Source organism: Pantoea sp. X-Soil-ISGK-275, assembly GCF_059730795.1.
The window spans coordinates 2,219,528-2,232,692 of sequence record NZ_AP035976.1 but is presented as its reverse complement, the minus strand read 5'-3'; the positions used below and the strand labels follow the sequence as shown (position 1 = coordinate 2,232,692).

At 57.2% G+C, this 13,165-nt stretch carries 10 protein-coding genes; 2 read left to right on the top strand and 8 right to left on the bottom strand.

Features of this window, described 5'->3' with window-relative positions:
• Positions 1–111 precede the first annotated feature (111 nt).
• Both AC6I8A_RS10375 and AC6I8A_RS10370 read right to left on the bottom strand, forming a co-directional pair.
• The gene (locus AC6I8A_RS10375; RefSeq protein ID WP_497818434.1) at positions 112–2,046 is read right to left on the bottom strand and encodes an exoribonuclease II; all 1,935 of its coding nucleotides are present in this window, start codon (positions 2,044–2,046) and stop codon (positions 112–114) included.
• Positions 2,047–2,170: 124 nt separating this feature from the next.
• Complete coding sequence (locus tag AC6I8A_RS10370; RefSeq protein WP_256696545.1) at positions 2,171–4,477, bottom strand: FdhF/YdeP family oxidoreductase; 2,307 nt, start codon at positions 4,475–4,477, stop codon at positions 2,171–2,173.
• 243 nt (positions 4,478–4,720) lie between these two features.
• Here AC6I8A_RS10370 and AC6I8A_RS10365 point away from each other — a divergent pair, with 243 nt between their 5' ends.
• Positions 4,721–6,310 carry a PTS transporter subunit EIIC gene (locus AC6I8A_RS10365; RefSeq protein ID WP_256696544.1) on the top strand — a complete coding sequence of 530 codons (1,590 nt, stop codon included), beginning with the start codon at positions 4,721–4,723 and terminating at the stop codon, positions 6,308–6,310.
• Between the two features lie 80 nt (positions 6,311–6,390).
• A complete protein-coding gene (locus tag AC6I8A_RS10360; protein WP_497818433.1) occupies positions 6,391–7,287 on the top strand; it encodes a LysR family transcriptional regulator in 897 nt (298 codons plus the stop codon).
• Here the strand turns inward: AC6I8A_RS10360 and AC6I8A_RS10355 are convergent.
• The 6 genes from AC6I8A_RS10355 to sapB form a co-directional block, all read right to left on the bottom strand.
• Entirely contained in the window at positions 7,284–8,405 is a 1,122-nt protein-coding gene (locus AC6I8A_RS10355) for a CMD domain-containing protein (RefSeq protein ID WP_497818432.1), read from the bottom strand. The two genes, AC6I8A_RS10360 and AC6I8A_RS10355, sit on opposite strands and share 4 nt — an antisense overlap.
• Before the next feature lie 198 nt (positions 8,406–8,603).
• On the bottom strand, positions 8,604–9,392 hold the full coding sequence (gene fabI, locus AC6I8A_RS10350; protein ID WP_007892455.1) for an enoyl-ACP reductase FabI: 789 nt from the start codon (positions 9,390–9,392) through the stop codon (positions 8,604–8,606).
• A 128-nt stretch (positions 9,393–9,520) separates the two neighbouring features.
• A complete protein-coding gene (sapF, locus tag AC6I8A_RS10345; protein WP_436332995.1) occupies positions 9,521–10,324 on the bottom strand; it encodes a putrescine export ABC transporter ATP-binding protein SapF in 804 nt (267 codons plus the stop codon).
• Between the two features lie 2 nt (positions 10,325–10,326).
• Positions 10,327–11,322: a putrescine export ABC transporter ATP-binding protein SapD gene (sapD, locus tag AC6I8A_RS10340; RefSeq protein WP_256696541.1), complete on the bottom strand. Its 996-nt coding sequence runs from the start codon at positions 11,320–11,322 to the stop codon at positions 10,327–10,329.
• A complete protein-coding gene (gene sapC / locus AC6I8A_RS10335) occupies positions 11,322–12,212 on the bottom strand; it encodes a putrescine export ABC transporter permease SapC (RefSeq protein ID WP_256696540.1) in 891 nt (296 codons plus the stop codon). Before sapC ends, sapD begins: the two co-directional genes overlap by 1 nt.
• Positions 12,199–13,164 carry a putrescine export ABC transporter permease SapB gene (gene sapB / locus AC6I8A_RS10330; protein ID WP_256696539.1) on the bottom strand — a complete coding sequence of 322 codons (966 nt, stop codon included), beginning with the start codon at positions 13,162–13,164 and terminating at the stop codon, positions 12,199–12,201. The genes sapC and sapB overlap by 14 nt, the downstream gene beginning before the upstream one ends.
• Position 13,165: the final 1 nt, after the last annotated feature.

The window sequence follows — 13,165 nt, the reverse complement described above, 5'->3', positions numbered from 1 at the left end:
TAACGACAGGCAGAGGCGTTAGAAATGTGAAGCGGAATGCAAATTTAGCATTTGCTAAAGCGGGCGGAGAGAAATGCGGGATAACGGCTGTTATCCCGCCAGTTTTCATGCTCAGGCGGCCGGACGAGCCACCACGCTGCGGGTTTCCATACGTACTTCGGCGATGGTCACGTCGATGATGTCCGTTACACGGTAAGCAACTTCACCTTTCACCTGCACGGTGCCGCTTTCCTGCGAGCATACCAGCTCATCACGCACCGCGTGGATGAACGGTGCAGGAATAAAGGCCACCGCGCCATTCTCCAGCAGGCGCACGCGCATGCCGCCGCGAGAAACGTCGATGATCTCGGCACTGAACTTGCGATCGGTGCCAGCAAACGGCGCAAGGAAGCGTGCGTACAGCCAGTCACCGACATCGCGCTCGGCCATGCGGTTGAGGCGACGACGTTCGCTCATGATGGTTGTCAGCTCATCCTGCGGACGAGCGGTGCTTTCGCCGCGCACAATCGCTTTCAGCAAGCGATGGTTGATCATGTCGCCAAACTTACGAATCGGCGAAGTCCAGGTCGCGTAGGCGTCGAGGCCCAGACCAAAGTGCGGGCCCGGCTCGGTGCCGACTTCGGCAAACGACTGGAAGCGACGAATGCGGCTGTCGAGATACTGGGTTGGCTGCGCATCAAGTTCACGACGCAGCTGGCGGAAGCCTTCCAGCGTCGTAATCGCCTGCGGATCCACGGTGATGCCATGACCCGCCAGCACGCCAGCGGCCTGCTCAGCGTTGGCCAGATCGAAACCGGTGTGCAGGTTGTAGATACCGAAGCCCAGCTTCTCCTGCAGCACTTTCGCGGCACAGACGTTTGCCAGAATCATCGACTCTTCAACAATACGGTTAGCGATGCGGCGTGGCTCAGAGATGATATCCAGTACTTCGCCTTTCTCGCCCAACACAAAGCGGTAGTCCGGACGATCTTTAAACACCAGCGCGTGAGTTTGACGCCACTCGCTGCGCGCCAGGCAAACCTGGTGCAGCAGGCGAATCTGCTGGGCGATGGCGTCGTTCTCTGGCTGCCAGCTGCCGCTGTTTTCCAGCCAATCAGAAACCTGGTCATAAACCAGTTTGGCTTTTGACTCGATCCACGCGGCAAAGAAATGCACGTCATCCGCCAGGCTGCCATCTTTCAATACGGTGACGCGGCACGCCAGCGCTGGGCGACGTTCGTTCGGACGCAGAGAACAGACGTCGTCAGAGAGTTCGCGCGGCAACATCGGGATGTTAAAGCCCGGCAGATAGTTGGTGAACGCGCGTTTCGATGCCAGTTTATCCAGCTCGCTGCCTTCCGCCACGTAAGCGGTTGGATCGGCGATGGCGATGGTCAGGATCAGATTGCCGTCGGCGGCTTCTTCCACGTGTAGCGCATCATCCATATCCTGGGTGCTGGCGCTGTCGATGGTGACGAAGTTCTGCGCGGTCAAGTCTTCACGCTGCAGATTTTCATCAAGCATCTCACCAAAACCGACGTCCGGAGCCTGACGTTCGAGGTTGTGGCGCGACAAGGTTACCCACCACGGCGCGAGGTGATCGTCCGCAGTGACAATGAATTCGGTCAATTCGGCATAAAAACCGCGATCGCCTTTCAGCGGGTGACGACGCATCTCTGCCACCGCCCAATCGCCGGTCTGGAAATCGTGGGTCACGCCACGTTCGGCGCGGCACTGAATCGCATCTTTCAGCAGCGGATGATCCGGCACAATCGACAGGCGATCGTCTTTCTTCTGCACGCGGCCGACAAAGCGGGTCAGGAACGGCTCAACCAGGGTTTCCGGCTCGGCACTCTCGCGGTCTTTATCGGTGTGGATCACGGCAGAAATACGGTCGCCGTGCATCACTTTCTTCATCTGCGGTGGCGGAATGAAGTAGCTTTTCTGGGCATCAACTTCGAGGAAGCCAAAGCCTTTTTCCGTACCTTTAACAACACCTTCGACGCGCGGAGTCTGCGCGTGAAGCTTCTCTTTAAGCTGCGCGAGCAGCGGATTATCCTGGAACATAATTTATATAGTTTCGTGGCCTAAGAGCGGCTGACAGTTTTACGCGAATCGGGTCCGCGCGGCAAGGCCAAAACAGGCTAAAAAGCCGCTTTACGCGGCTTTTTACCTTCTGATAACGCTTTGGTCAGGCGATGCGTTGTGAGGCTACGGCGGCGGTTAATGCCAGCTTCACCGGCACCGATTTTGAGGTCGGCGTGCCGCTGCCGTCGCCAAAGCTGGAGAGCGGCACCAGCGGGTTAGTTTCCGGATAATAAGCCGCGAGGTTACCGCGCGGAATGTTATACGGCACCAGTTTGAAACCGCTGACGCGGCGGGTTAAACCGTCATTCCACAGCGTTTCAATATCCACCAGCTGGCCTTCAGCGAAGCCCAGCGACGCCATATCATCCGGATGGATAAACACCACTTCACGCTGACCGTACACGCCGCGATAACGGTCATCGAGGCCGTAAATCGTGGTGTTGTACTGATCGTGTGAACGCAGGGTTTGCAGCGTAAACGGCACCGCGACATCACCTAACTGCGGGAACAGCGAAGTCGGCAGGGCGGCGGCGCTGAACTCGGCACGTTTACTTGGCGTATTGAAGCGCAGCTCGGCGGCAGCACTACCGAGGTAGAAACCACCCGGAATGTCGCACTTGTTGTTGAAATCAGCAAAGCCAGGAATGGTGGCGGCGATGTGATCGCGAATCAGATCGTAATTGCCTGCCATCGCCAACCAGTCGATTTTATCGCTGCCTAACGTCGCATGGGCGATGCCGGCGACAATCGCGGTTTCAGAACGCTGCGTTTCCGCTAAGGGAATGCCAACGCCTTCTGAGGCGTGCACCATGCTGAACGAGTCTTCCACGGTGATGTACTGATTGCCGCTGGCCTGGCGATCGCGTTCGGTACGGCCCAGCGTTGGCAGAATCAATCCTTCATGGCCCGGCACCAAATGGCTGCGGTTGAGTTTAGTGCTGATGTGCACGGTTAAACCGCAATGCTGCAACGCTTCTTCGGTGACCGGTGAATCCGGTGCGGCCGCCGCAAGGTTGCCGCCCAGCGCAATCAGCACTTTCACTTCGTCACGCAGCATCGCGTTCAGCGCTTCCACGGTGTTGTGACCGTGCTCGCGCGGTGGTTCGAAATCAAAGTGCGCGCCGAGGGCATCGAGGAACGGCTTGCCCGGTTTCTCATCGATGCCCATGGTGCGGTTGCCCTGCACATTACTGTGGCCGCGTACCGGACACAGGCCTGCGCCTTTCTTGCCCAACTGACCAAACAGCAGCTGCAGGTTGGTGATCTCGCGGACGGTATCCACCGAATGTTTATGCTGCGTGATGCCCATCGCCCAGGTAACAATCACGCGTTCAGCACTTTGATAAATCGCCGCCGCTTCACGGATCTGCACTTCGCTCAGACCGGATTGGCGCACGATATCGTCCCAGCGGGTGTTATCCACTGCAGCAAGATAGTCTTCTACACCATGCGTATTCGCATCAATAAACGCCTGATCGAAAATGCCTTTCTCACCGGCCGCCAAACGTGCACGCTGTAGCTCAAGCAGGGCTTTTACCATGCCGCGCACCGCCGCCATATCGCCGCCCAGATTAGGCTGGTAATAGGCAGAACTAATGGTGCCCGCCATCGATGTGACCACTTCTAACGGCTTTTGCGGATCGGCAAAACGCTCAAGGCCGCGTTCGCGTAGCGTATTAAAGGTGACAATCTTCGCACCGTGATCGGCGGCGTGACGCAGGCTGTGCAGCATGCGCGGATGGTTGGTGCCCGGATTCTGACCCAGCACGAAAATCGCGTCGGCATGATCAAAATCGTCCAGACGAATGGTGCCTTTACCGACGCCGATGCTGCGCTTCAAGCCGGTACCGCTGGCTTCATGGCACATGTTGGAGCAGTCAGGGAAGTTGTTGGTGCCCATCACGCGGCCAAACAGCTGATAAAGCCAGGAGGCTTCGTTGCTGGCGCGCCCGGAGGTGTAAAGCTCCATTTGATTTGGATGATCCATCGCCTGCAGGTGGCGAGCAATCAAGGCGAGCGCATCGTCCCAGCTGATTGGTTCGTAGTGGTCGGTGGCGCTGTTGTAGCGCATTGGATGGGTTAAGCGTCCCTGATACTCAAGGAAGTAATCGCTCTGCTGATAAAGGGTGCTGACGCTGTGCTGGGCAAAAAATTCCGGCTCAACCACACGACGCGTGGCTTCCCACGTCACCGCTTTCGCCCCGTTTTCACAGAAGCTAAAGGTGCTTTTGTTGTCATCGCCCCATGCGCAACCCGGGCAGTCGAAACCGCGCGCTTTGTTCATGCGCATCAGGTTACGCATGTTTTTCAGGGCTGCTTTACTATCAAGGACGAAACGGGTGGTGGCTTCTAATGAACCCCAGCCGCCCGCAGCAGCGCGATAGGGTTGAATCTTACGTTTAAATTTCATAGTTGCAGGCTTATTTGTTTATGAGTTGTTATCAGAATATGTCTTCTGTTAGCGGGAAGTGTGCGACTCTCCTTAAAAGTTGTCTAATTGATTGGTTTAATGGTGCGATAGGCGGCGTTTATCGCGAATCGAGCGCAAATCGTGACCTAAGTCAAACTTTCCCGGCTGATAAAGGGCGGCGGTTACGTGCTGCTGGGATAACTGACTAATAATTGCTCTTTCCTTTCTGAAAAGGGCACGCGCATGAAGAATCTGGCAAGCCAAATTCACGCCTTCGGTAAAGCCTTAATGATGCCAATCTCGGTGATCGCTGCCGCAGGGATCTTTCTTGGCCTGGCCGCCGCAATGCAAAACCCGGCGATTACCGGCGATGCCTTCGCCAACCTACAAGTGCCACAACTGATCATCGGATTTATTCGCAAAGTGGCGGGCGCGCTGTTCGCCAATCTGCCGCTGTTCTTTGCGGTGGCCAGCGCCATCGGGCTGGCGAAAGCGGAGAAACCCACCGCCGCCTTTGCCGCTGTGATTGGCTATATCGCCATGAACGTCGGTATCAGCTCCACGCTGGCCTCGAAAGGATTGACGGCCGCGACCACCACGCCAGAAGCGCTACAGAAAGCGGGCATGGACCAAACTGCAGCAATGATGACGTCCGCCGAATACATCGACATGCTCGGCATCTTTACCTACAACATGAGCGTGCTGGGCGGCGTGATTGCCGGATTGATTACCGTGGTGCTGCATAACCGCTTCTACACCCAGCAACTGCCCACAGCGATCAGTTTCTTTGGCGGACGTCGCTTTGTGCCGATCGTTACCGTGGTGGTGCTGCCGCTGGTGGGCGTGCTGCTGGCGTTGATTTGGCCGACCATCGGCGCAGGCATCGCGTGGGTTGGCCTGATGATTGGTAAAAGCGGGCAATACGGCGCCTTTCTGCTCGGCACCAGCGAACGCTTATTGATTCCCACCGGTTTACATCACATTCTCAACGAAACCGTGCGCTTCACGCCGATTGGCGGCATGGCAACGGTGGATGGGCAAAGTATTGTCGGCGCGCTCAACATCTTCAACACCTCACTGACGCATCCCGGCGCCATCCCGAACGATACGGTGCGCGGCGCCACCCAGTTCCTCGCGCAGGGCAAAATTCCGGTCATGATGTTTGGCTTACCTGCCGCCGCGCTGGCGATCTATCACACCGCGCGTCCCGAACATAAGCAGCGCGTCAAAGCGCTGGTGCTGGCTGGTGCGCTGACCTCCTTTACCACCGGCATCACCGAACCGCTGGAGTTCTGTTTCATCTTCGTTTCTCCGGTGCTGTATATCCTGCATGCGCTGTTAACCGGCCTGTCATTTATGTTGATGTCGATGCTGCATTTGATGATTGGCAACGTGCAGGGCGGCGCAATCGATCTGGTGGTGTTCGGCATTCTCGGCGGCAGTAAAACGCACTGGTGGTGGACGATTGTCCTCGGGGTGATTTATGTGCCGGTTTACTACTACGGTTTCCGCTTTGTCATTACGCGAATGCGGGTTGAAACGCCGGGTCGCGAATCCGATGAGGAGCACAAACCGGAACAAGTTGCGGCGGATGAGCGCACCAAAGTGATCATCAGCGGGCTGGGCGGCGAAGCCAATATAGAGGACGTCGATTGCTGCTTCACGCGGCTGCGCGTGCGGGTTAAACAGATGAATGAAGTGGTTGATCAAACGTTACTAACCACCGGCGCGAACGGCATTAATCGCGTCAGCGAACACGATGTGCAGGTGATTTACGGCCCGCAGGTCGAAAAGATCGCTAACGACGTAAAAAGTGCCTTGGGCGTGGCGTAACGCAATGGCCGCTGCGCGTGGATTCAGCGCAGCGGCAACCGCCATGATACACTGCCGTTTTCCAGCCAATTCTGCTTTCCATGGACATCAAACAACTCATCTATCTGTGTAATCTGGAACGCGAACGCCACTTTGGCCGTGCGGCAGAAGCCAGCTTTGTTAGCCAGCCGACGCTATCGATGCGTCTGAAAAACCTTGAGCGCGAATTAGGGCTGTCGCTGATCAACCGCAGTAACAATTTCGATGGTTTTACGCCGGAAGGCGAGCGCGTGCTGACCTGGGCGCGGGAAATTGTCTCGGTATATCAGGGATTGAAGCTGGAAGTGGAGTCGCTCAAACATGGCGTCAACGGCACCTTGCGGCTTGGCGTGATGCCGCAGTGCAGCGTGGCGCTGCCTGCGTTGTTGAAAGCGGTTGAAGCGCGTTATCCACAGCTGGATTATCGCGTGGCCGCGATGAGCGCCGATCAGCTGCTGGAAGCGCTCAACAGCCACACCGTGGATGGCGGTATCGGCTTTTTTGAACTGACGTCACTGCGCGAGCTGCATTTTCAAACTGCGCTGTTAAAAGATCCTGGCGTCGAAGCGCTGTTCAATCCGGCGCACTTTCCGGCGCTGCTGGAACAAGAGAACATCTCGCTCGCCACGCTTGCCTGCCAGCCGCTGTGTCTGGCAGAACCCACGCGCTATTTTCGACGCTATCTTGATGGGCAGCTGCGGGAAACCGGCTTGATTCCACGTGTGATCGTTGAGAGCGCGTCGATTATGCAACTGCTGCAAAGCGCGCAGGTTGGTTTAGGCGTGATGGTGTCGCCATGCGGACATCTGTTGCCGGAGCTGATGCAGAATCTGGCGCGGCGGCCGATTGAGATGGCGCCGATGGGCCGGCAGGCGGCATTAGTGATTGCCGAGCCGGGCAGAGCATCGCCGCTGGCTCAGCATTTCTTTGATGAAGCGCGGCGGCATCTGCCCGATTAACGGGTTTCGCCAAGCGCCATCAGCACGCGGTCCTGCCAGTTGGCAAAGGCTACCGCTTGTAACAAGGTGAAGATACGTTCCGTGCCCCAGCCCGCGTTAAGCAACGGCTGCAAATGCGCAGCGCTGAAGCGGTCGGGCAGGCGAGTGAGCTGGGCACTGAGTGAAATCACCGGCGATGCTGCGCCAGAGCTTTCGACATCCTGCTCCAGCGCGGCACGCCACTCATCAGAAACACGATCAAACTGACGTCGACAACCCAGCACCCGTGCGCTGACCGCCTGCGCCAGCGCTTCATCCTCGGCAAAATGTTCACTCAGCCGCTGTTTTAGCGTGGCGAAGCCATACAGCGCTTGCGCATCGTGCACCAGCAGCCAAATGGCATCATCCAATCCCTCAATGCCCTGACAGAAGGTGACCGCCGCCAGCTGATCGGCGCTGGCGTAGCGCAGTTCAACCGGTTTTAGCGCGTGCTGCCAGCCGTCATTGCGGGTAAACAGATCTGCGCTGGCATCCGGCGGCGGTGAAACGCCCGGAATCCAGCGCACCGGCAAGCCCATCATCGCCTGCAGCGCGGCCACCACGCGTGACTGATAGCTGACATATCCCACCAGCTGATTGAGCGTGACAATATCCGGCTCGGTTAAGCCCACCGCGTCCAGCGCGCTGATGCTGTGGGCGGTGATCAGTTCCGGCTGCATCGCCAGCTGGCGCGCATATTGGGTGATTTGCGTCAGACGATTATTACTTTCGCGTGACGAGTCCGGACCAGGCAACGGATTGAGCCGGGCGGAGTAGTGATTGCACAGGCGCTGCACGCCGGCGACTTGCGCTACCGTCAGCGCGGTGCTGAGGCGATCGTACAGCGTTAAGGTGTGGGTCAAACTGGTAGCAAGCGTATCGGGAAACAGAATCTGGCTGAGATCGCGCGCGGCCAATAACGCAGGCTGAAAACGCGACAGCAGCGGCTGTAACGCCGTCGCTTCCTGTTGCAAACCGAGTAAGAAACGATCGTCGATATAGGCGGCTTCGGGCACCAGCGGCGCAGTGGCGGTGCTATTCGGGCGAGTCTGGCTTTCATAAAACCAGTGGTCATGGCCGGGAGAACGGCGTTGTTCCATGGTCATTCCTTGCGCTAAAAACGGACTTGCTGCATAGCGTGCGAATCTGAAAAGCAGGCATGCAACAAAGGGCTAGCTTATCGTCGCTGAACGGCTGCCCACGGCAAAAGAATGATGGGGAATAATTAATAGCTTACGAGTATAAGGGGGGATTTTTTTGCAGAAGAGGTCGCCATGAATGGCGACCCTGGGTAAATCTTATTTCAGTTCCAGCTCGTTCATTGCGGCAATGCTGAAGCCGCCATCAACGTGTACCACTTCACCGGTGATACCACCCGCCAGATCGGAGCACAGGAATGCCGCTGAGTTACCCACGTCTTCGATGGTAACGGTACGACGAATCGGGGTAACCGCTTCGCAGTGTGCCAGCATCTTGCGGAAATCTTTGATGCCTGATGCAGCCAGCGTACGGATTGGACCAGCAGAAACGGCGTTAACACGCGTGCCTTCTGGACCCATTGCGTTCGCCATGTAGCGTACGTTGGCTTCCAGAGAGGCTTTCGCCAGCCCCATCACGTTGTAGTTCGGGATAGCGCGCTCTGCACCCAGGTAAGACAAGGTCAGCAGGGCAGAATTCGGGTTCAGCATCGCACGGCACTCTTTCGCCATCGCCACAAAGCTGTACGCGCTGATGTCGTGAGCGATTTTGAAGCCTTCACGGGTAACGGCATTCACGTAGTCGCCATCCAGCTGATCGCCAGGTGCGAAACCGATGGAGTGAACGAAACCGTCAAATTTCGGCCAGGTTTTTGCCAGTTCGGTGAACAGCGCAGTGATGCTCTCGTCTTCAGCCACATCGCATGGCAGAACAATGTCTGAACCCAGATCTTTAGCAAACTCTTCCACACGACTTTTCAGTTTGTCGTTCTGGTAGGTGAAAGCCAGTTCTGCGCCCTGTTTGTGCATCGCCTGCGCAATACCGTAGGCGATTGAGAGTTTACTGGCAACGCCAGTAATCAGAATGCGCTTACCGGAAAGAAAACCCATAGCTGTAATCCTTTTGGTCATTGTTGTTGGCGGTCGCGATGGTTGAAAAGTAGGCGACCGACGTTAATCTCGTGCGAAGTCTAGCACGTCTGTATAAATGCGGTAAATCGCACCGCGTTTTCCGCGCCTTAACGCTCGCGGCGCCAGGCTTCGGCGGTTAAGGCTTCACCAAAGTGGCTGGTGATCAGGCGTTTGGTGAGATCGTGCAGCGGCGAGGCCAGGACATCGGCGGTGCCGCCGCGCTCAACCACTTCGCCCTGATGCATCACCAGCACCTGATCGCTGATGTGCTTCATCATGCCGAGATGCTGCGTCACATAAATATAAGCGATGCCGTGTTTCTCCTGCAGTTCCAGCATCAGGTTCACCAGCTGCGAACGCATGGTCATATCCAGCGAGGCGAGGGCTTCATCGGCGACGATCACCTTTGGCTGCAGAATCAGCGCACGCGCCAGCGCCAGACGCTGCTTTTGGCCGGGCGCCAGCATATGCGGATAGTAACCGGCGTGATCGCGCAGCAAACCGACCTGACGCAGCGTGGCAATAATGCGTTTTTCGCGCGCCTCATCATCCAGCTCGGTATTCAGGCGCAGTGGGAGATCGAGAATCTGGCTGATGCGCTGACGCGGATTGAGCGAGGTGGAAGGATCCTGAAAAATCATGCGAATGCGCTGGCTACGATAACCGTAATCGCCGTACTCCAGCGGGTGATCGTCAATCAGCATTTCGCCTTCGCTCGGCTCGACCATGCCGCTGAGCATTTTCGCCAGCGTCGATTTCCCCGAACCGTTTTCACCAATCACCGCCAGCGTCTGTTTCTCACGCAGGGTAAAACTGACGCCTTTCACCGCCTCAACGTGCTGACGACGGAACAGGCCGGTGCGATAGCGGTAGGTTTTACTCAGGTTGCGCACTTCCAGCAGCGTTTCCATGTTTACTGGCTCTCCATATTCAGCGGGAAGTGACAAGCAAACAGATGCGCTTTAGTGCCGGTCAGGCGTGGCGTTTCGATGCACTTACGTTGCGCATACGGACAGCGCGGACCCAAACGACAGCCAATCGGCAGATGTTCCAGCGAAGGAATCGCGCCTGACAGCGTGTTCAGGCGGCTTTTGTGCGGCAGCGCGCTACCGAAATCGGGCATCGCACGGATCAGCGCCTGAGTGTAAGGATGATGCGGTGACTCCATCAACTCTTCGCTTTGCGCGCTCTCCACCGTCTGGCCGCAGTACATCACATTGATGCGGTCGGCCCAGTGGCTCATGGTGCGCAGATCGTGGCTGATCAGCAAAATGGTGGTGTTGTTATTCTGGTTAAGGCGGCTCAGCAGGCGGAAAATCTGCGCCTGCGTGGTCGGCTCCATCGCATTGGTCGGTTCATCGGCAATCAGCAAACGCGGCTGATTGGCCAGCGCGATGGCGATCATCACTTTCTGGCATTCGCCGTCGGTGAGTTCGTACGGGAAACTGCGCATGATGTCTTTATGATCTTTGATACCGACGCGGTGCAGCAGCTCAATGGCGCGCACTTTGCGCCAGAACCACAGGCGTTTAAACCAGCGACCTTTATGCGTCCAGCGCGGAATCGCCTGCATCAATTGGCGGCCGATACTTTCCGACGGATCAAGACAGGATTGCGGCTCCTGGAAAATCATCGACACGTTATGACCAACAATCCGACGGCGTTCACGCGGTGACAAGCGCAGCAGGTCGATATCATCAAACACCATGCGATCGGCGGTGACGCGCCAGTTATCTTTGGTGACGCCGCAAATCGCTTTAGCGATCAGGCTTTTGCCAGAACCTGATTCACCCACTAAACCGCGAATTTCGCCTTCGGTCAGCGTCAGGTTGATGCGGTCGACCGCTTTGACCGGACCGTCAGCGGTCATAAATTCAATGGTCAGGTTACGGATATCCAGTAGCGGCATTATTCAACTCCCGCTTCTACTGCGCGACGAATGCCGTCGCCCAGCAGGTTAACGATCAACACGCTGACCATCAGCGCTACGCCCGGTAGCATCACCGTCCACGGCGCAACGTAGATCAGCTCCAACGCGTCACCGAGCATCGCCCCCCATTCGGGTGACGGCAGCTGCGCGCCAAGATCGAGAAAACCGAGTGCCGCGATGTCGAGAATCGCCATCGACAGCGAGCGGGTAAATTCGCTCACCAGCAGCGGCAGCACGTTGGGCAGCACCGCATTCCACAAGATATTCAGGTTGCGCGCGCCATCGAGACGCAGCGCCACCACATACTCTTTTTCCATCTCATCATGCACCGCAGTATAGATCTCGCGCACCAGACGTGGGATCAGTGCGAGAAACACCGCCAGCATCGCGTGTTCGAGGCGCGGGCCGAGAAACGCCACCACGATAATCGCCAGCAGCAGCGAGGGAATCGACAGCAAGGTATCCAGCACGTGATTCATCACCGCTGAGCGCACGCCGTGCGTGATACCGGCAAACACGCCAAGCACCAGCGCGCAAATCGCCGCCAGCACCGTCACCAGAATCGCTGAGCCCACTGTCGGCGCTACGCCGCTCAGCAGGCGGCTCAGCAAATCGCGACCTAAATCGTCGGTGCCGAGGAAGAAGGAGACATCGCCATAGCGCGACCACGACGGTGGCAGCAGCTGATAACCGAGGAATTGCTGATCGATGCCATACGGCGCCAGCAGGCCGCCAAACAGGCACAGGAACAGCAGCAGGCCAAAGCCGTACAAACCGACCATGCCGCTGGTATCACGATATAAACGCTGCCAGCTGCGACGCAGCGTGCTAGGCAGCCGCTTCTCGTCGTAGACATTATCTAAGGGCATACCATTCCTTATGTTTCAGCGGGTTAAGTGCCGCGCCTAAAATATCGGATAACACGCTGACCAGAATCACCAGTCCGCCAACCACCATCACGCCAGCGGAAATCGCCGCGTAATCCTGCTGGCGAATGGCATTAATCAGCCAGCGGCCGATTCCCGGCCAGTTGAATACCACTTCGGTAATCATCGCCAACGTCAGCATGGTGGAAAATTGCAGGCCAAGGCGCGGAATCACCGGCGGCAGCGCGTTATGTAACACGTGGCGACGGATCACCGTGAAGCGTGATAGCCCGCGCGTGGCGGCGGCTTTAACGTAGTTCTTGTCCATCACATCGCTGGTGCTGCTGCGCAGTAAGCGGATCATCTCGGTGGCGGGCGCAACCGCCAACACCACCACCGGCAGAATCATGTGCGTCAAGGCACTGATCAGCATTTCATGCCGCCACGGCGATGGGCTTAGCCAGGCATCAATCAGCGCAAAGCCGGTAATGTTTTGCACCGGATAGAGCAGGTCGAAACGCCCGGAAACCGGCAACCAGCCGAGCGTTAATGAGAAGAACAGCGTAAACAGCAGCGCCAGCCAGAATACCGGCATTGAGAAGCCGAGCAGCGCCAGCGCGCTGATGGCTTTATCCTGCCATTTTTTGCGCATCACGCCGGCGCAGATTCCCAGCGGGATGCCCACCAGCAGCGCCAGAATAAATGCCATCACGCACAGCTCCAGCGTGGCAGGGAACACTTCGCGCAGCTGAAGATCAATCGGCTGGCCGTTGGTGCTGGAGACGCCAAAATCAAACTGCAGCAAGCCCTTAAACCAGAACCACCACGCATCAAACAGCGAAGCACCTTCGAGCGGGGCGTTTGGCGTGAAGTAGCTCAGGCTGAAGCTCACAAGCGACAGCAAAAACAGGGTGATCAGCAGCAGCACCACGCGACGCAGAATATAGATAATCATG